This is a genomic window from Microbispora sp. ZYX-F-249 (assembly GCF_039649665.1).
Lineage (GTDB): Bacteria > Actinomycetota > Actinomycetes > Streptosporangiales > Streptosporangiaceae > Microbispora > Microbispora maris.
The window spans coordinates 1-18,594 of the sequence record NZ_JBDJAW010000011.1 but is presented as its reverse complement, the minus strand read 5'-3'; the positions used below and the strand labels follow the sequence as shown (position 1 = coordinate 18,594).

Sequence of the window (18,594 nt, the reverse complement as noted above, 5' to 3'; positions counted from 1 at the left end):
GACGTCAGGGCTCGATGGTGACCTTGATGGCGGCGCCGCGGGCGACGACGTCGACGGCGTCCATGACCTCGTCCAGGCCGAGGCGGTGGGTGATCAGGTCGGCGACCGGCACCGCCCCCTCGGCGATGAGCCGCAGGGCGCGGGCGTTGTGGGCCGGGCTCGACCCGTTGGCGCCGACGATGGTCAGCTCCCGGTAGTGCACGAGGTTGGAGTCGCAGGCGATGATCGGGTCGTCCTTCGGCAGCCCGCCGAAGAAGCTGATCCGGCCCTGCCGCGCGGCCATCTGCAACGCCTGCTGCTGGGCCGCGCCGGAGGCCGCCGCCGTGATCACCACGTCGGCGCCCCGGCCCCCGGTCAGCTTGAGCACCTCGTCCACGAGGTCGGTCTCGCCCGAGCAGATCGCCGCGTCCGGCCGTACGAGGTCGGCGGCCATGGTGAGGCGCTCGGCGTTCAGGTCGGCGAGGAACACCCGGGCCGCGCCGCGCGAACGGGCCAGCCGCACGTGCAGGCAGCCGATCGGGCCCGAGCCGACGACGACCACGTCGTCGCCCTGGCCGACGCGGGCCAGCTCCTGCCCGTTGAGCACGCAGGCGAGCGGCTCGGCGAGGGACGCCTCGGCGAACCCGACCCCGTCGGGAATCCGGTTGAGGCCGTCCACGGCGAGCACCTTGGCCGGGACGACCATGTACTGCGCGAAGCCGCCGTCGTAGTGGTAGCCCATGGACTCCTGGTTGGGGCAGACGGTGAGGTGGCCCCGCCGGCACTCCTCGCACTCGCCGCAGGGGATCGCGGCGATCACCTGGACCCGGTCGCCCGGGCTCCAGCCGGTGACGCCCTCACCGGCCTCCACGATCTCGCCGGCGATCTCGTGGCCCATGACCCGGGGCGGCCTGATGTGGTGGTGCCCGAACCGGTAGATCTTCACGTCCGTGCCGCACGTCGAGCAGTTGCGTACGCGGATCTTGACCTCGCCGGGGCGGGCGACGGGCTCGGGCACCTCCTCCAGGCGGATGTCCCCGGGAGCGTGGAAACGGGCGACTTTCACTCGGAGTCTTCCTCTCCGTCCGGTTGCAGCAGTTCGATGACCTCGTCGGCCTCGGTGGCCGCGCGCAGGGCCGCGGCGCGGTCCGGGTCGAGCAGGATCTGGGCGAGCCGCGACAGCAACCGCATGTGGCCGTCGCCGCGCGCCGCGATGCCGACGCAGACCGTCACCCGCTCACCGTGCCAGTCGACGCCCTCGGGGAAGCGCAGCACGCAGATGGCGTCGTGACGGACCGCCTCCTTCGACGTCAGCGTGCCGTGCGGGATGGCCACGCCCTCGCCGACGTACGTGGAGATCGACCGTTCGCGTTCGAGCATGGCCTCGGTGTAGGTCCCGTCCACCGCGCTGATTTCCCGGAGGACCGCGCCGCACTGCCGGATGGCGTCCTCGAGGTCCGCGGCGGTCGCGGCCGTCCGTACGGCGCGGGGGTCGAGGGGGAGCGGGGCCGTGCCGGCCCGGTCAGCCATCGATCGTGCCCCCGTTCTTGATCGCGGCGACGACCCGGGTCACGGCCGGGTCGCCGATGAAGACCTGGAACGGCACGAGCACGACGCCGGGGGCGCTCGCCCTGGCGCGGTCGGCCAGCCCGGTGTGGCAGACGATCACGTCGGCGTCGGCGGGGATCGAGTTGACCGGGGTGTGCTCCACGCTGACCGCGGTGCCCTTGAGTTGCTTGCGCAGCGTGCTCGCCAGCATGACGCTGCTGCCCATGCCCGCGTCGCAGGCCACGATGAGCTTGCGGACGTCCTTGCCCTCGATGGTGGACACGTTCTACGCCTCCTTGGTGGCGGGCACGCTCTCGGCCGCCGTCTCGCCGGTTGTGTCGCGCTTCTCGTCGTCGGTGTCGTTCGTGGCGGTGGTGTCGTTCGTGCCGGTGTCCTGCACCGGTTCGTCCGGCTGGTCGCCGTTGGCGCGGCCGAAGCCCAGCAGCGCCGCGGCCACGGCGAAGGACACGGCCGTGGCGATCACGATCCCGGCGATCACCCCGAACCAGCCGCCCTTCGGGGTCACCGCCATGTAGGCGAAGATGCTGCCCGGCGACGGCGTCGCGACCAGGCCCGCTCCGGTGACCAGGAAGGTGAGCACGCCCGAGGCGCCGCCGGCGATGACCGCGAGGATCAGGCGCGGCTTCATCAGCACGTACGGGAAGTAGATCTCGTGGATGCCGCCGAAGAAGTGGATGATCATGGCGGCGGGGGTGCTGGGGCGCAGGGATCTCGGGCCGAACAGCAGGTAGGCGATCAGCAGGCCGAGGCCCGGGCCGGGGTTGGACTCCAGCATGAACAGGATCGACTTGCCGTGCTTGACCGACTCGGCGACGCCCAGCGGCCCGAGCACCCCGTGGTTGATCGCGTTGTTGAGGAACAGCACCTTGGCGGGCTCGATGATGACCGACGCGATCGGCAGGAGCGAGTGGGAGACGAGCCAGGCGACGCCGTCGCCCGCGACCTCGGTGACCTTCTCCACGACCGGGCCGATGGCGAGGACGCCGGCGATCGCCGTCGCCGCGCCGACGATGCCGGCGGTGAAGTTGTCGACCAGCATCTCGAAGCCGGCCCTGGTCCGCTCGGCGGTGAACCGGTCGACGTACTTGAGGATCAGCGCGGCCAGCGGGCCGATGATCATCGCGCCGAGGAACATCGGGACGTCGGCCCCGACGACCACGCCCATCGTGGCGACGGCGCCGACCACCGCGCCGCGCTGGGCGTGGACCATCCGGCCGCCGGTGTAGCCGATGAGCACCGGGAGCAGGACGTTGATGATCGGGCCGACCAGTTCGGCGAGTGTCTTGTTCGGCGCCCATCCGGTCGGGATGAACAGGGCCGTGATCAGGCCCCAGGCGATGAAGGCGCCGATGTTGGGCATGATCATCCCGGCGAGATGGCCGCCGAAGCGCTGGATCGTGGCCCGCACACCGGTGCCGTGCACGGTGGGGGTGTAGGGCGTGGCCATTGACGTGCTCCTTCCGGGGCGACCGGCCTGGCTGGCCGGCTGGGGGGTTCTCGGGTCGCTGCCATCCCCCGGGCATGAGCGAGCGAAGCGAGTGAATCAGGGGGTGCGAAGCGGGCGAAGCGAGGTGAGTCGGGGGGTGCGAAGCGGGCGAAGCGAGGTGGGTCGGGGGGTGCGAAGCGGGCGAAGCGAGGTGGGTCGGGGGGTGCGAAGCGGGCGAAGCGAGGTGGGTCGGGGGGTGCGAAGCGGGTGGAGCGAGGTGAAGGTGGAGGTGGGTCGGGGGCGTGGGGTGGGGGAGCGGGCGAGTCGGCAGGGGCGGGGAGTCCGGCGAGGGGTGGGTCCTGCTCACGCCTCTCCGGGCGCCGGGCGAGGGGGTGGTGTGAGCGGCCGGGCCGGGTCGGGGGGACCGATCCGGACGTGCGTGCGGTCGATGTCGGCTGGGCAGGGCATCCGGCTGCCGGGCAGCCGCACGGCCGCGCCGGCCCAGGCCAGGCCCTCGGCGAGGGCGGTCCCGCCGCGGGCTCCGGCGGCGAGGAAGCCCGCCAGCAGGGCGTCCCCCGCGCCCACGCTGCTGCGCGGCTCCTCGACCGCGCACTCGCCGTACCAGACCTGTCCGTCGTCCTCGGCCAGCAGCGCGCCGTCGGCGCCGAGACTGGTCAGGACCGACCGCGCGCCCATGGCGCGCAGCTTGCCGACCGCGTCGAGCGCGTCGCCGACACAGGCGATCGACGTGCCGGTGGCCTCGGCGAGCTCGTCGCGGTTGGGCTTGATGAGGGCGGGGCCGGCGTTCACGGCGGACACGAGGGCGGGGCCGCTCGTGTCGACGGCGAGGTTGATGCCGGCGTCGGCGAAGCGGCGGCACAGCCCGGCGTAGACGTCCACCGGGACGCCGGGCGGAAGGCTGCCCGAGGCGACCACCCAGTCGGCCGACCGGGCGGCGTCGAGCACGGCGCCCGCCAGCGTGTCCAGCTCGGCGGGGGTCAGCGCGGTGCCCGGCTCGTTCACCTTGGTGACCGTGCCGTCCGGCTCGGCGATCGCGACGTTCGACCTGGTCGGACCCGCGACGGGCACGGGGATCATGTCGATGCCCTCCACCGAGAGCAGGTCGAGGAGCTGCTGCCCCTCGCTGCCGCCGTACGGGATGACGGCGCACGACCTGACGTCGTTGGCCAGCAGGGCGCGTGAGACGTTGACGCCCTTGCCGCCGGGGTCGAGATGGGTGGCGGCCGCGCGGATGACGGCGCCGCGGGTGAGAGCGCCGACTTCGATGGTGCGGTCGAGGCTGGGATTGAGGGTCAGCGTGAGGATCATGCGCGGACCACCTCCGGTCCCGCGGCGGCCAGCGCGGCCGCCTGGTCGGCGTCGAGCCCGGTGTCGGTGATCACGACGTCGATCTCCCCGAGTGTCGCGAAGCGCGCCAGATAGGTGCCGGAGAACTTCGTATGGTCGGCCAGCAGGACGGCGCGGTCGGCGCAGGCGATCATCGCCCGTTTGATCGCCGCCTCGGCCGGGTCGGGGGTCGTCAGGCCCTTGGCCACCGAGCAGCCGTTGGTGGCCATGAAGGCGACGTCCACGTTGAGCTGCGACAGCTGCTGGATGGCCCAGTCCTCCACGGTCGCCAGCGTCCGGCCGCGCACCCGGCCGCCCAGCATGAGCACGGTCAGGTTGGGGCGGGTCGCGAGCGTCGTGGCCAGCGGCGGTGAGTTCACGACGACGGTGAGCTCGCGGTCCGGCGGAAGCGCCTGCACGAGCCGGCTGGTCGTGGAGCCCGCGTCGATGACCACGGCGCCGTCCTGCGGGAGTTCGGCCAGGGCGGCCTTGGCGATGCGCTCCTTCTCGGCCGTCATCACCTCGTCCCTGGCGGCCAGGGCGGGTTCGAACCCCAGGCGCTCGACCGGGATGGCCCCGCCGTGCACGCGCCGCAGGACGCCCGCGCGCTCCAGGGCGGTGAGGTCGCGGCGGATGGTCTCCGTGGTGACGCCGAACTGTTCGGCGAGCCGCACCACATCGACCCGTCCGGCGTCACGGGCCATCCGCAGGATCTCCTGCTGCCGCTCCTCGGCGTACATCGTGTTGGTTCACCGCCGTTTCGATGTTGTTTCGTATGTGTTTATACCCGTCTCTGTTGCAGGGTCAAGGGCGGCGGACATCACGAAACGACAGCCGGGAGGTTCCCCCGCCTCACGCCCGCGGGAGAAGTGGGCGCCGAGATCCGGTCGACACGGGCGCCTACGGCACGTCGGCCAGGCCGAGCCGGACCCGCTTCAGGCGAGCGGGATCGCCGATGACGTCGATGGATGTGATGCGATCGCCGGTGACGGCGATGGCGAGAACGAACAGCAGGCGCCCTCGCGGGGCGACCACCGCTCCCACGGCGCCGTCGACGAGGGCGGTCCGGGCGAAGCGCGCCCTGCGGGCGTTGGCGCGCGTCTCCTCGGCGACGGCCCGCGCGCCCCGCACCTGCGCCGGTGCCGTGGGCTGCCCGCGCAGGGCGAAGGGATCGGCCCGGCGCACGACGTCGGGAGCCAGCACCGCCAGCAGGCCGTCGAGGTCGCCGGCCCGGGAAGCGGCCAGGAATGCGTCCACGACCGCACGCTGTCCGGCAAGGCCGGAGGAGGGGACGCCGGCCGTGCCGCGCACCCGCCGACGGGCACGGCTCGCCAGCTTCTTGGCGGCCGCCGGCGAACGGTCCACGATCACGGCGATCTCGTCGAACGGCACGGCGAACAGGTCGTGCAGCACGAAGGCGGCGCGCTCGGCGGGGCCGAGCGTGTCGAGGACCACGAGCAGCGCGAGACCGACGGAGTCGGCGAGCACCACCTCGTCCGCCGGGTCGGCGCTCTCCTCGTGAGGAGCCGGCATGTCGAGGTCGGCCGGGTCGGCGAAGTCCTCACGCCGCCGGCTGCGCGATCGCAGCATGTCGAGACAGACCCGGCCGGTGATCGTCGTCAGCCAGGCGGTCGGGTTCCGCACGGAGCCGGAGCCGGCGCGGCAGGCGCGCAGCCATGTCTCCTGCACCGCGTCGTCCGCCTCGTCCGCGCTGCCCAGCATGCGGACCGCGACCGCCCGCAGATGCCCGCGGGTCCGGTCGAAGTGCTCGGCCAAGCGCGCCTGGTCGTCCATCGGTCACCTTTCCCCGTCGCGGTTCGTTCTTGAGACGTATCGCGCGGTGGAAAGGTGACGTGCCGCAGCGGCGCGCGGTGCCCGGACACCACTTCGGGGCCCGCTCATGGAGTACGGGCGGCCGTTCCGCCGTGCGCCGCCGGCAGGCGGGCCAGCGCGGACACGGCGGTCCGCGCCGCGGCCAGCGAGTCCGCCGCCAAAGGCGCGAAGTGGGCCAGGGCGGGCACGTCCGAGGCCCGGGTCATCTCGGCGTGGACGAAGTGCAGGTTCTCCGGGGCCACGCCGAGATCGGTGAAGTACGCCCGGAGGTAGGGCGTCTGGAAGTCGAAGCCCTCGCGGGGCGTGCCCGGCGCGTAGCAGCCGCCGCGCGCGGTGACCACCACGACCGTCGTCCGCCGGAGCAGGCGGTCTCCGGTGCCGCCGTCGAGGAACGCCCCGGGGAAGGTCACCCGGTCGATCCACGCCTTGAGGGACGCCGGCACGGAGAAGTTGTACATCGGGACGCCGAGCAGCACCGTTCGCGCGGCGCGCACCTCCGTGATCAGCGGCAGGGTCAGCGCCCATTCACGCTCCTCGGCGGGCCCCTCGGCCAGCTCGGCCACCTTCGGCAGCGGCACCGAGCCGTGCCTCTCCACCCGTACGCCGAGGGAGACGAAGGCCGGGGACACCAGTGGGACCGGTTCGGCGGCGAGGTCGCGGTACCGGTACCCGGCGGATCCGTGGAGATCCCGCCAGACGTCCGCGTAGCGCGCCGTCAGCCGCCTGGTGACCGAGTCGCGGCGGCCGCTCGCGCTGGAGTCCAGGTGCAGTAGCGACGTCCCCTGTCGATGCGAGCGCATCGTGAGCTCCTCTCCGGATGCTTCCGTCACGGCGTATGACGTCACGTGGCCGCCAGAGGTGACAGGGCGAGGGCGCTCCGCCCCGCGCGGGGCCGTCGCGCGGGCGCCCGGGAGTAGGGTGCTGAGCCCGTGACATCGCATTCGAAGGCGGGCAGGCGTCCGACGGGACCCGAATGGGCCGAGGTGCGCGATCGCCTGAACGGGAACCGGCACGAGCTGGCGCGCGCCGCCGGCACGCTCTATCCCGGGGTGGCACGGGCCGGATCGACCCGCCTGCTCGTCCGGGACGGCTGGATCCCGATCACGCCCCTCGACCTGCGCGAGGTGCGGCTCGGCTGGGTGGAGGACGCTCCCGCCCCGGCCGTCACGGGCCGCGAGCCGGAGGCGGCGGCCCTGCTGCCGGAAGGCGCCGGGGCCTACCCCGACGCGCTGGGGAGTCTCGCGCGTCCCCGGCTCTTCGAGGACCGCACCTGCTACCGGCTGCTGGAGGTCGCCTGGCCGGAGCTGACCTTCACCCGGGCGCGCTACTTCGACGGCGTGAGCGTGGGCGAGGCGGCCGCGCACGAGCTCGCCGCGCACGAGCTTGCCGCCCCTGAGTCCGCCGCGTACGCACGTGGCGCGCACGAGCGTGCCGCGCACGAGCTCGCCGGGACTGCGGGTGGGCGGCCGCCGGCGTTCCGCGCGCTCGTGGGCGACCCCACCGACCTGCGCAGGCGGCCCGCGCTCTGCGCGGTCTCGACCCTGACGCTGCGCCACGACCGCCGTACGGGGGAGACGTCGTTCGTCCTGCACTGGCGCGACCCGGCCCGGGTGGCGCACGGCGGCGGGCTCTTCCAGGTCATGCCGGTCGGCGTGTTCCAGCCCGCGCACGAGTCCGCGGGCGCGGAGAGGGCCGACCTCGACCTGTGGAAGTGCGTGGTCCGCGAGTACGCCGAGGAGTTCCTCGGGCGGGGGGAGGAGTACGGCGACGGCTTCGACTACGAGAGCTGGCCGCTCTACCGGTCGCTGACCGACGCCCGCGAGGACGGGCGGGTGCGCTCCCTCGTGCTGGGCGTGGGGGTCGACCCGCTGACCTTCGCGACCGACTTCCTCACGGTGACCGTGCTGGAGGCGGAGACGTTCGACGCCGTCTTCGGCGAGGTCGCCGCCTCCAACAGCGAGGGCCGGGTCATCGGCCGTGTGCCGTTCGAGGCGGAGACCGTGCGGCGACATGTCCGCGACGAGCCGATGCAGGCGGCGGGCGCGGCCGTGCTCGAGCTCGCCTGGCGGCACCGCGCGGCCCTGCTGTAGCCGTTCCACCCGCCGTCCCGTCAGCCCGGTCCGTCAGCCCCGGTCCGGCCGCTCGTCCGTCCGCTCGGTCCGTCAGCTCGGTCCGTCCGCTCGGTCCGGCCGCTCGGTCCGGCCGTCCTCGCCGTCCCGGCCGTCCCCGCCGGTCGAGGCGGCCGGCGGGGACGGTCCGGGGGTTTCGCGAGGAGACCGGTCAGCTCGCGGAGGTGAGCGCGCCGGCGCCGCCCACGATCGGCAGCGTCACCGTGCTCTTCGTCGTGTCGAGGTGCAGCCGCGCGCCGGGGGTGGGCCGGATGGTGTACTCGTAGTCGCTCGACAGCAGCACGATCCCGATCCGGTGCCCGGCGGGGAAGACGTAGTCGTGCGGCTGCAGGTCGAAGTCGAGGCGGTAGGGCGTGCCCGGCTTGACCGGCTCGGTCCGCGAGAGCGACCTGCGGTTCTGCGGGTCCGTCCAGCCCCGGGTGATGATCTTCGCCTTGCCGTTCCGGTCGTAGTCGACGAGCAGCGCCGTGACGTTCGCGGCCGGCTGGCCGAAGGACATCCGCAGCGACACCCGGGGGGTGCCGCTGAGCCTGGCCGGCGCGGTCAGCGACTCCGACTTGTACGCCAGGCGGTTGGGCGAGGCGGCGGCGTCGGCGAGGGTCTGCGCCCGCTTGGTGGCGTCGTCCACGATCGTCTCGGTCACCGGCTTGCCCACCCGGGTCCTGTCGAGGGTGAGCGCCCCGGCCGTGCCGCCGGCGCCGGGGGCCAGATTGAGCTCGGTGTCCGCGGCGGCCGGGTCGGGCCACTCGGCGTACTGCACCAGTGTCCTGTCCTCGCGCTGGACCAGGGCGCGGGGGTCGCTCTCCACGCCGTTCTGGTAGTCCCACAGATAGCGGGTGAACCAGCGGTTGAGCACGTCGACGCTGGGGGAGCCGCCGTGCCCGCCCTGGTGCAGGTAGATCTTGTGCGGCACCCCGCGCGCCGTGAGCGCCTCGTACCACTGCGCGGCGTGCTTGGTCTTGACGTTCCAGTCGTTGAGGCCGTGTGCGACCAGCACCGCCGCGTGGACGTTCCCGACGTCGTTCATGTAGTTCCGCTCGTCCCAGAAGGCGTTGTAGTCGCCGGTGACGCGGTCCTGCGCCTTCGCGAGCTCCTCGATGACGCTCCGGCAGACCTGCTTGTCCGCGCGGGTGTAGACGTACTCCGCGAGCACGTCGGTGTCCTCGCCCTGGTAGCCGCCGGGGGCCACGACGGCGCCGTTCGCGCGGTAGTAGTCGTACCAGCTGGAGATCGCCGAGATCGGCACGACGGCTTCCAGGCCCTCGACCCCGGTGCTCGCGACCGCGTTGGGCAGGGTGCCGTTGTACGAGGTGCCGATCATGCCGACCTTGCCGGTCGTCCAGGTCGCCCCGACCTCCCGTCCGGAGGCGTCGTACGCCTTCGCGCGGCCGTTCAGCCAGTCGACGACCGACCGGGCGCCGATGGTCTCGTTGCGCCCGCCGGTGGTCGGGCAGCCGTCGGACCCGCCGCTGCCCAGCGACTCGGCGTGGACCACCGCGAAGCCGCGCGGCAGCCAATTGGATTCGTGGCTGGTGCTGATGACCGGCTGCGGGCCGCTCTGCGCGTCCGCGGCCGCCGCGTCCGCGCCGCCGGCGTCGTCCGCGGCCGCCGCGGCCCGGCGTTCGTCGTCCGCCGGGTCGAGCAGCCTGCCGCCGCGGTTCTGCCAGCCCTTGCCCGGGCGCAGCGCCTCGTGGAGTTCGTGGTCCACATCGTGGTTGGTGATGGGGTTGCCGCCGGCGTAGTAGGGGCTGACCTCGTAGACCACGGGCGACTTCAGGCCGGCCGTCTCGGTCTCCCGCAGGCGGGTGACCTCGGCGTGCACCCGGTCGCGCCGTCCGTCGCCGTCGCTGTCGACCGGGGTCTCGACCCACACCTCCTCGCGGATCCAGTCATTGCGGTTCGCCGAGAACACCGGCTGGGCCATGCCGTCCTGGAACACCGGCGCGGCGGGGACGGCCGCGCCCGCGGAGGCCGTGTTCACGGCGACCCCCGTGACGGTCGTGGCGACGGCGAGCCCCAGCGCCGCCGCGCCCCGGCGTGCGGTTCCCGTACGGCGTGACGTGACCGGCGGGACAAGACCGGGCGTCACCCGGCGCGATGAGGACATCAGCGGACTCTCCAAACGATCGGGGGGAACTCGGGCCGGGGGAATCGGCCCGCGGCGGCGATGCTAGGGCTAGGTCGCGCGGAATGTCTTCGGACGTCCGTTCTGTCTTGATCGTTGATGCTTCCGACAAATGTCGAATTCCGGCGGGCCGGGTGCGTGCGTCAGTAGCCGTAGCGGCCCTTCAGATGCCGCCAGACGTCGCGCAGCATCCACGCGTCGAATTCGGTGATCGAGGTGGCCGAGCCCGCCTTCATGAGGAAGCAGCACTGACCGGACGGGGTCCAGTCGTAGAAGTCGTTCAGGCCGAAACCGTGCCCGATCTCGTGCAGGAGGATGTGGATGTCGTCGCTCGCGAGGTTGTCGACCAGGTATTCGCTGCCGACGCGCTGCCCCCAGTCGCCTCCCATGCCGCCCTGCATGCCCTCGGTGAGCCACAGCGACATGTCGTAGTGGTGGGAGGCGCCGCCGGGGCAGTCGGGATAGGCGCCCGACTGGTTGAACAGGCGGGCGCACGGCTCGGCGCACTGCGGCGCGTCCTCGCGCATGTCGCCGACGTACACGTCCACCGAGTCGTCGCTCCACTGCAGGAGGGCCCGGTCGCGTACGGCCCAGCCGACCACCTTCACGGGCACCTCGGCGTACGGCCAGCCGTTGTGACCGGCCATGACGTCCATCCACTTCTTGAACGAACGGGCCAGCGCGGCGTGGATGCGGTCGCGCAGCTCCGCCGACACCGGGGCGGTGGAGTCCCAGCGGACGCAGTAGTTGACGCTGCCGCCGTTGGCGATGATCTGGTCCCAGCCGTAGTTGCGGAAGCCGTACGGGTCGGTGCTCGTGGACTCGGCGTGCCGCCAGACCTCGTCGAGCGGCGCGGCCAGGGTGGCGGGCGGGCTCCAGCCGCTCTGCCGGTCGGCGGTGTCGGCGAGCGCCCTGATCTCCAGCAGGCCGACCGAGGCCTGGCCGCTGTGCAGGACGACGCGCAGGCGGGTGGTGGTGACGGCGGGGAACGTGACGGTGTTGTAGGTGTCGGCCGCGGTGGCATAGGTGGCGGGGATGTCCACGTAGGCGCCGCCGTCCCAGCGCTGGAGCCGCCACGAGGCCGGCAGCCGTACGCCGCCTCCGTCGTCGAAGAAGTAGACCTGCACCGAGGAGATCGTCTGGGCGGACGGCCAGGTCAGCAGGGCCCACTGCGCCCCGGCGTTGGGCCAGGTGCCCCAGCGGCGGTTCCGCGTGTCGCCGGACCGATCGGGGTCGATGCCGTCGTTGATCGCGGCCACACTCTCCCAGGGAGAGGTGTAGGAGGCGGAGGCGGTGGCCGAGGGGGCCACGTTCGCGACGGTGGCGTCGGCACCCGCGGGCGCCACCAGGAAGCCCGCGACCAGCGCGAGTACGGCGAACAGTCGCCTCATTCTGTCTCCTTCGCGGCGCGGTGAGCGCTCACGGGCCGCAGTCCGGGGGGTGTCGTGCTGTGAAGCGAGTTTTTTCGGTCACAAAAGTGGTGTCAAGTCCCCATTTGGGACGATGTGCCGGATGAGGCGCCGGCGTGGAACGAGTCGCGACTTCTGGGACGACCCGGTTCAGGTGGAATAAGCGGATCATCCTAGGATGACCCGGTGGTTGTGAGGACGAAGTCGCGGGGGCATACCCGGTCCACCGCGTGGACACAACGTCTGGCGGTCGCCGCCCTGGTGCTGGCCGCGCTCAACCTCCGGCCCGCCGTCACCAGTCTCGGGCCCGTGCTCGAAGAGGCCCGCGCCGCCCTCGGGATGAGCGCCACCCTCGCCGGACTGCTCACGTCCGTGCCGGCCGTGTGCTTCGCGCTGGTCGGTTCGGCCGCCCCCCGCCTGGCCCGCCGGCACGGACCGGACGGCGTCGTCCTCGCCGGGATGGCGGCGGTGACGGCCGGGCTCGCGCTGCGCCCGCTCGTCGCGAACACGCCTGTCTTCCTCACCCTGAGCGGGCTCGCACTGGCCGGGATCGCGGTCGCCAACGTGCTGCTGCCGGTCGTGGTGAAGCAGCGCTTCCCGGCCAGGGTCGGCATGATGACCGGCCTGTATTCCATGGCTCTCAACCTCGGCGCTTCGACCGCCGCGGCCGTCACCGTCCCGCTCGCCGGCGCGTTCGGCGGTGACTGGCGTGCCGGTCTCGGCGCCTGGGCCGTCCTCGCCGCCGTCGCCGTGCCGCCCTGGCTCGCCCTCGCCCGTGACGGCCGGCGGCAGCCGGTCGCGCAGCCGGGGAGCGAGGACGCCGCCGCGAAGGCCGGGGCGGACGTACGGGTCGCCCGCAATCCCGTGGCCTGGGCGCTCGCCGTGTATTTCGGCCTGCAGGCCACCTCCGCCTACGTCATCATGGGCTGGCTGCCCCAGATCTTCCGTGACTCCGGGCTGTCCGCGGAGACCGCCGGCCTGCTGTTCGCCCTCACCTCGGTGCTCGGCGTGCCGCTGTCCTTCGTACTGGCCGCCGTCGCCGGACGGCTGCGGGACCAGCGGGGTGTCGCCGTCCTGCTCGGCGCGTTCGGTCTGGCCGGGTACGCCGGACTGTGGGCCGCCCCCGCCGCCGCGCCCTGGCTGTGGGCGGTGCTGCTGGGCGTGGCCAACTGCTCCTTTCCACTGGCTCTCACGATGATCGCGATGCGCGGCCGGGACGGCGCGACGGTGATCCGGTTGTCCGCCTTCGCGCAGAGCGTCGGCTACCTGCTGTCGATTCCCGGCCCCATCCTGGTCGGGGCGCTCTACCAGCACACCGGCGGCTGGCGGGCGCCGCTGGCCTTCGTGGTGTGTCTCATGCTGCCGCAGATCGCCGCCGGGTTCTTCGCGGGCCGCGACCGGCAGATCTGATGTCGTGACGCTCGGGTCGCCGGCCCCGCCGGGGTGTTCCGCCCGGGCCCGCCGGGCGCCCACCGCGTGCCCCGCGCGGCGGGCGCCCGGAAGCGGATTCAGGCGGGCGCCCGGAAGCGGATTCAGCGGACGTGTCTCACCGAGGCTGCCACGCGGGGTCGCGGCCGGTGAGCCCGAGCAGCCGGTCCAGCGGCGAAGCGTCGCCGGGCACCGGCACCGGCGGTCCGAACAGGCCGGGGCTCCCCTGCGGCTGCTCGGCGACGACGGCGCCGACCCACTGGTGCACGCGATCCACGGCCTCGGCGAGGGCGGGGTCGTCGGCGGGGTAGGCGGCACCGGTGGCGACGGCGAGGTCCCAGCCGTGGACGAGGATCTCGTCGAGTGCGGCCGTCCCGGCGACCTCGGCCGGCAGCACGCCGCCGCCTATCTCGGCCGTGCCGGTCCACGCGGCCGGATCCCGCCACGCCTCGACCAGCTCCGCGAGGCGGGCCGGGATGCGGTCGCGCCAGTCCTCGCCCAGCCTGGACGCGTCCGGCACCGGGGGACGGGCGCCTCCTTGCGGCGGGATCTTCCGCGCGGCCGCGGCGAAGGCGACGGAGAGGCTGTCGATGTGATCGAGCAGTTCGCCGACCGTGACGCCCTCGCACGGTGTCGGCCCGGTGAGCTGGTCGTCGGACACGCTGCGGATGATCGCCGCGAGCCTGTCCGCCGCGGGCTTCAGGTCGGCCGTCACCGCGTCACCGCCACGATGAGCCGGTCGATCCGATCGCGGTGGACGGTACGCGGGGGTGCGGCCGACGTCCGCTCGCGCCGTACGGCGGGGCAGGTCGCGGACTCAGCGGTCATGACGCCTCCTCGATGGTGGGGGGTGGACGGCCGAGGGCCTGCCGCACCGGGGGCATGCGGTCATCCCGGAACCGCCGCAGAAGCGCAGCCGGTCGACGGCGCTCGTGATAGGGCCAGGCCCTTCGCCGGTGGCCGAGCCGGCGCAGCATGATGCGCCGCGCGTCGTGAGCAGGGCGTGGACCATCTCGTCCTACGCCGGACGATCTTCAACCACATGGCCGACGTTAGTGGCCGCCATCGCGGACCCACAACCAGATGGTCGAACTTCGTGTGCCGGAAAATCCTTGGACACGCCCGCACCCGGGGGGTGATCGTTGAGGCATGCGACAGGAGGAGATCTGGGACGCCGACACCGCTCGGCACTATGACACGCCGGGCACCGGGATGTTCGCGCCCGAGGTCCTCGGGCCGGCCGTCGATCGCCTCGCCGAACTCGCGGGCGGCGGACGGGCCCTGGAGTTCGCCATCGGAACCGGTCGCATGGCCGTACCGCTCGCCGAGCGTGGAGTGCCCGTCACCGGCATCGAGCTGTCACGCCCGATGATCGATCAATTGCGTACGAAGGTGGACGAGGCGACGATTCCGGTCGTCGCCGGGGACATGGCGACCGCCGTCGCCCCGGGGGAGTACACGCTCGTCTACCTCGTCTACAACACCATCTCCAACCTGCTCACGCAGGCCGAGCAGGTGGCGTGCTTCCGTAACGCCGCCCGGCACCTGACACCCGGGGGTCGCTTCGTGATCGAGCTCTGGGTGCCCGAGCTGCGCAAGCTCCCGCCGGGACAGCAGGCCGTGGTGTGGCACAACGAACCGGGCTACATCGGCCTCGACACGTACGACGTGCTGCGGCAACACGTCGTGTCGCACCATTTCCACTTCGACGAGAGCGGGCAGGCCCGGCTGTCCCGCAGCCCTCACCGTTACATCTGGCCGGCCGAACTCGACCTCATGGCCCAGCTTGCCGGGTTCGAGTTGGAGTCCAGGCATGCGGACTGGACGGGAACCGAATTCACCGCCGAGTCGCGTTCGCATGTGTCCGTCTATCGCAGGACGTCATCGCCGTCATTTGAGACGCACCCGTGAAAGCGACCGCGGAGTCGCGGACGAGCAGGCCGGGCCGGCTTCGGCGGAAAGGGGAGAGCCCCGCGAGGCTGCTACCTCGTGGGGCAGGCGGGTCCAGCAGGTTCGATGTACGGTCATCCGGTCCTTGCTGCTCTTGCTGCCTCACTCTCCCCGCGTGCTGATGCCGCTACCACGGTCAGCGTCCGCGTTCCTCGATTCGTCCGCGTTCACGGCCGCGCTCTTCGAATCCACGTCCGCGTTCCTCGAATCGTCCGCGTTCGCGTCCGCGTTCTTCCATGCGCCCGCGTTCACGTCCGCGCTCTTCGAATCGTCCGCGTTCGCGTCCGCGTTCTTCCATGCGCCCGCGTTCACGTCCGCGTTCCTCGAATCGTCCGCGTTCGCGTCCGCGTTCTTCCATGCGCCCGCGTTCACGTCCGCGCTCTTCCATGCGCCCGCGTTCGCGTCCGCGCTGAGGGCCATACTGGCCGTACTGCCGGTGGCGCTCCCGGCCCCGGCATCTACCACCCGGGCAGGGCTGTGTCGGACTCTGCGTGATTTGCGTGGTGTTGCCGGCGGCATTGACCGGCTGCGTCTGCATCGTCGCCGGGACGATGAGGGCCGACGCTGTGATCGCGCCAGCAGCCAGTGCTTCCTTGAGCATGAGTATCACTCCGTCGACTCCGTGACTGTCATCGGGAATCCCGATACACGGAGCGCGAATCGATCCATCGAACCTTGGATCCAGACCCTGATTCTCACGCTAGAGGTAACAAAAGGCACAGTCACCCAGCAATGCGCAAACAACCGCTTTCCGCACCAGAAAACACACCTAGCTCAAGGGTCTTGTCGGGCCGTTTCCCGGCGGCGACCAGCCCTTTACGCCGGTCGGCGAATGCCTTCCAGATCATTGAGGCGCATTGGTTGCGATCGCACGTGCTCGGCCGGAGCGGGTCCCCTGCCCCATCCGGGGTATTACGGTGAACTTCCGACGGAAACCGCGCGGGTCCTCGAGGTTGCCGTGACCGTCGCCGGGCACCGGGAGCCGCCACGCGCTCCTCTCCCGGCCCGCCACGTACGCGTGGGCCCACCACCGGCCGCGGGCACAGCCGGCGACGGTGACCCGACCCGTACTGACGTGTCCGAGGGCGGACGTGCATACGCGAGACATGACTCAGGGGGTAACGGTGGCGGATGGACGGGTGGAACGCGGCGTCGTCTACGGGCCGAGCGGCAAGGGCCTCGACGTCTACCGGTGTGACGGTTCCACGTCGCGGCCGGCCGTGCTGCTCTGGCATGGCAGGGGACCCGACGAGCGGGACGTCCTCGAACCGCTGGCACGCGCGGTCGCGGAGCGGGGCGTCGTGGTGTTCGTCCCCGACTGGCGATCCGACGCGCCGGACGGTGGGCGAGCCCACTTGTGGGAGTCGATCGTCTTCGTCCGTGGCAACGCAGGTGCCTTCGGTGGTGACGCCGCACGAATCGTCCTGGCAGGGTGGTCCCTCGGAGGGAAGGCCGCCGCGGGCGTCGGCCTCGACGGCGCCGGCCCCGAGCGCTGGAGGCCTTCCGGAGTGGTCGCGATCGCCTCCGGGTTCGATGCTCCCGCGCCTTCGACGGGCCGCGTCCCCCTCGACGATGTCGCGGCGACGCAGATCGAGCCCGTTCCGTTCTGGCTGGTCCACGGAACACGGGACGCCATCGTGGACGTCGAGCAGTCCCGCCGGTTCGCCGACGCCCTGCGGCAGCGTGGCTGGCGGACGACTCTGGTCGAAGCGGATACGGATCACGCCGGCGTCGTGATGACCGAGTACGACCCCGAGCGGGGGCGCTGCACGCCTGCTCGCGTGCGGCATGCGATCGAAGCCGGCCGCCGCACGGCTCACGTCCTCGCCGACGCCGCTCTTGCCTCCTAGCGCCTCGCCGCCGTCGAGACATGGTCGTGCTCACTCGTAGGAACGGAGCGCGCTCCTGCCGATCGACGTGACGGGGACCGCCTGTGTGATCGCGGTTCTGTCGGTGCCGTACGACATGCTGTCTCCGGTAATCGCGACGATCCGAAGGACACCAGTGGCCCGCATGATCCGGCATCTCGACGAGGAGCTCTACGTGCAGTACGGCGGGCTCTGTGTCTACGGCGGCACCGACTGCCCCGAGTTTCGCGACGGCGAGTCGGAGGCCCTTCACTACACCGCCACCCTGCGGCTGGAGGCATGGGACGCCGAACCACCTGCCCCGGGGTCCTCGTGGAGGCCGGTAGACCAGCACACCTTCACCGCGGTGACCGGAGTGATCCAGATGGGCGTGATGGACGACAGCGGCCGTGACTTCCTGATCGGCCCTCCCTTTTTCGAGTACGGCCTGACCGCGCACGTGAACGTGCCGGACGTCACCCGGTGGTTGTTCCGGTTCTGGCCGATCCGCGATGTCTTCGACCCTCTCGTCCACATGAACCCGAGGGCACCGATCGGATCCGCGCCACCGCAGGAGCCATGCCGGGTGCCCGTCCCCGTGACGACGGCCGGGCAGTGGGCGGCCATGCGACCGGAGATGTACCGGCTCCCGGGAAGCGGCACGCATCTGATGGCCATGCTGCTGCCGGGACTGGTCGACGGGGATCCGGTCTCCTCCGGGTTGAACCCCGATGACGTGGGCACCTTCCGGATTCCCCATGAGGAGCATGACCTCCGGGACAAGGGAACGGGCGGCACCTACCGGATGTGGCGCTGGGAGAGGGAGACCCCCGACGGAGATCCGGAGGACGGCAACCTTCTGATCGGCAGGATCGTGCACCTGCGCGACGCCCACGGCCGCCGTGTTCTCGCCTCGGGCATCGTGACCCTGCTGGGCCGGGATGGCAGGTGCTGGCTGGTCCGCGACGCCGAACCCCACGAGGCCGCCCGGGTCGTCTGCTCGGAGGCGACCTGGCCGGACTGACCCCATTGCTCCGCCGGGCCGTTCCGCTTCCTGCGGAGCGGGCAACCTGTGCGAGGCAGGACGATCGGCCCGGCCCGGCACGCCGGGCAGGATTCGGAGGTTATCCGCCTAGCCGGACCTGAGAGCGTGGCTAGATCGGGAAGTGGCCGCGGTGCCAGCGCCAGTGGCGACCGGCCTTCAGGTGGTCGATGACCGCACGCTGCAGCACGGTGCGGCGCGGCAGCTGGTCGAGCGGCGTGGTCAGGCTGCGGAACACGAACCGCAGCACTTCGACGTCGGCGTCGATCCCTTCCGGCTCCTCGTAGGGCTCCAGCTCGAACCTCCGCTGGAAGCGGACGATGTTGGAGTCCTCGGGCAGGTACTCCTGCAGCTGAGGGTCGAGCAGCCACGAGCCGCAGGAGAACGACGTGTAGCGCTCGCCGGGAAAGTGGCGGGGAAAGAAGGTGCGGGCCTCGTCGAGCGAAGCCTCGACCGCCTCCGGGGTCAACGGCCCCGTCTCGGGGATGTGCAGGCCGATGGCGTCGTCGC

Annotated in this window: 17 protein-coding genes and 1 pseudogene; 5 read left to right on the top strand and 13 right to left on the bottom strand. The window is 72.1% G+C overall.

What is annotated here, in order from left to right:
* Nucleotides 1-4: 4 nt before the first annotated feature.
* From AAH991_RS15320 to AAH991_RS15285, 8 genes are all read right to left on the bottom strand, one after another.
* A complete protein-coding gene (locus AAH991_RS15320) occupies nt 5-1,045 on the bottom strand; it encodes a zinc-dependent dehydrogenase (protein WP_346226478.1) in 1,041 nt (346 codons plus the stop codon).
* Entirely contained in the window at nt 1,042-1,509 is a 468-nt protein-coding gene (locus tag AAH991_RS15315) for a PTS mannitol transporter subunit IIA (RefSeq protein ID WP_346226477.1), read from the bottom strand. The genes AAH991_RS15320 and AAH991_RS15315 overlap by 4 nt, the downstream gene beginning before the upstream one ends.
* Nucleotides 1,502-1,810: a PTS sugar transporter subunit IIBC family protein gene (locus AAH991_RS15310; protein ID WP_346226476.1), complete on the bottom strand. Its 309-nt coding sequence runs from the start codon at nt 1,808-1,810 to the stop codon at nt 1,502-1,504. The genes AAH991_RS15315 and AAH991_RS15310 overlap by 8 nt, the downstream gene beginning before the upstream one ends.
* A gap of 3 nt (nt 1,811-1,813) precedes the next feature.
* Nucleotides 1,814-2,995, bottom strand: coding sequence for a mannitol-specific PTS transporter subunit IIC (gene mtlA, locus AAH991_RS15305; RefSeq protein ID WP_346226475.1), 1,182 nt, complete (start codon nt 2,993-2,995; stop codon nt 1,814-1,816).
* 342 nt (nt 2,996-3,337) lie between these two features.
* Nucleotides 3,338-4,303: a 1-phosphofructokinase family hexose kinase gene (locus tag AAH991_RS15300; RefSeq protein WP_346226474.1), complete on the bottom strand. Its 966-nt coding sequence runs from the start codon at nt 4,301-4,303 to the stop codon at nt 3,338-3,340.
* A complete protein-coding gene (locus AAH991_RS15295) occupies nt 4,300-5,061 on the bottom strand; it encodes a DeoR/GlpR family DNA-binding transcription regulator (protein ID WP_346226473.1) in 762 nt (253 codons plus the stop codon). Before AAH991_RS15295 ends, AAH991_RS15300 begins: the two co-directional genes overlap by 4 nt.
* A 160-nt stretch (nt 5,062-5,221) precedes the next feature.
* Entirely contained in the window at nt 5,222-6,115 is an 894-nt protein-coding gene (locus AAH991_RS15290) for a sigma-70 family RNA polymerase sigma factor (RefSeq protein WP_346226472.1), read from the bottom strand.
* Nucleotides 6,116-6,219: 104 nt separating this feature from the next.
* Nucleotides 6,220-6,954 (bottom strand): FMN-dependent NADH-azoreductase, encoded by a 735-nt coding sequence (locus AAH991_RS15285; protein ID WP_346226471.1) that lies wholly within the window; start codon nt 6,952-6,954, stop codon nt 6,220-6,222.
* Between the two features lie 129 nt (nt 6,955-7,083).
* Here AAH991_RS15285 and AAH991_RS15280 point away from each other — a divergent pair, with 129 nt between their 5' ends.
* Nucleotides 7,084-8,244: a hypothetical protein gene (locus tag AAH991_RS15280; RefSeq protein ID WP_346226470.1), complete on the top strand. Its 1,161-nt coding sequence runs from the start codon at nt 7,084-7,086 to the stop codon at nt 8,242-8,244.
* 190 nt (nt 8,245-8,434) lie between these two features.
* Here the strand turns inward: AAH991_RS15280 and AAH991_RS15275 are convergent, their stop codons facing one another.
* Both AAH991_RS15275 and AAH991_RS15270 read right to left on the bottom strand, forming a co-directional pair.
* Nucleotides 8,435-10,390 carry a Xaa-Pro dipeptidyl-peptidase gene (locus AAH991_RS15275; RefSeq protein ID WP_346226469.1) on the bottom strand — a complete coding sequence of 652 codons (1,956 nt, stop codon included), beginning with the start codon at nt 10,388-10,390 and terminating at the stop codon, nt 8,435-8,437.
* A 161-nt stretch (nt 10,391-10,551) separates the two neighbouring features.
* Nucleotides 10,552-11,799, bottom strand: coding sequence for a DUF7402 domain-containing protein (locus tag AAH991_RS15270; RefSeq protein WP_346226468.1), 1,248 nt, complete (start codon nt 11,797-11,799; stop codon nt 10,552-10,554).
* Between the two features lie 204 nt (nt 11,800-12,003).
* Between AAH991_RS15270 and AAH991_RS15265 the strand changes: the two genes are divergently transcribed.
* On the top strand, nt 12,004-13,227 hold the full coding sequence (locus AAH991_RS15265; protein ID WP_346226467.1) for a CynX/NimT family MFS transporter: 1,224 nt from the start codon (nt 12,004-12,006) through the stop codon (nt 13,225-13,227).
* Nucleotides 13,228-13,363: 136 nt separating this feature from the next.
* Here the strand turns inward: AAH991_RS15265 and AAH991_RS15260 are convergent, their stop codons facing one another.
* Nucleotides 13,364-13,960 (bottom strand): TIGR03086 family metal-binding protein, encoded by a 597-nt coding sequence (locus AAH991_RS15260; protein WP_346226466.1) that lies wholly within the window; start codon nt 13,958-13,960, stop codon nt 13,364-13,366.
* A 434-nt stretch (nt 13,961-14,394) separates the two neighbouring features.
* Between AAH991_RS15260 and AAH991_RS15255 the strand changes: the two genes are divergently transcribed.
* Nucleotides 14,395-15,156 (top strand): class I SAM-dependent methyltransferase, encoded by a 762-nt coding sequence (locus AAH991_RS15255; protein ID WP_346226465.1) that lies wholly within the window; start codon nt 14,395-14,397, stop codon nt 15,154-15,156.
* A gap of 141 nt (nt 15,157-15,297) precedes the next feature.
* Here AAH991_RS15255 and AAH991_RS15250 read toward each other — a convergent pair whose 3' ends face one another.
* Nucleotides 15,298-15,615 carry a hypothetical protein gene (locus AAH991_RS15250; RefSeq protein WP_346226464.1) on the bottom strand — a complete coding sequence of 106 codons (318 nt, stop codon included), beginning with the start codon at nt 15,613-15,615 and terminating at the stop codon, nt 15,298-15,300.
* Nucleotides 15,616-16,319: 704 nt separating this feature from the next.
* On the opposite strand from AAH991_RS15250, the gene AAH991_RS15245 reads away from it, so the two are divergent.
* Together AAH991_RS15245 and AAH991_RS15240 are read left to right on the top strand one after the other, a co-directional pair.
* Nucleotides 16,320-17,045: an alpha/beta hydrolase gene (locus tag AAH991_RS15245; RefSeq protein ID WP_346226463.1), complete on the top strand. Its 726-nt coding sequence runs from the start codon at nt 16,320-16,322 to the stop codon at nt 17,043-17,045.
* Between the two features lie 85 nt (nt 17,046-17,130).
* Nucleotides 17,131-18,066 (top strand): hypothetical protein, encoded by a 936-nt coding sequence (locus AAH991_RS15240; protein ID WP_346226462.1) that lies wholly within the window; start codon nt 17,131-17,133, stop codon nt 18,064-18,066.
* 130 nt (nt 18,067-18,196) lie between these two features.
* Here AAH991_RS15240 and AAH991_RS15235 read toward each other — a convergent pair.
* A pseudogene (locus tag AAH991_RS15235) lies at nt 18,197-18,594 on the bottom strand (acyltransferase domain-containing protein); the annotation flags it as partial.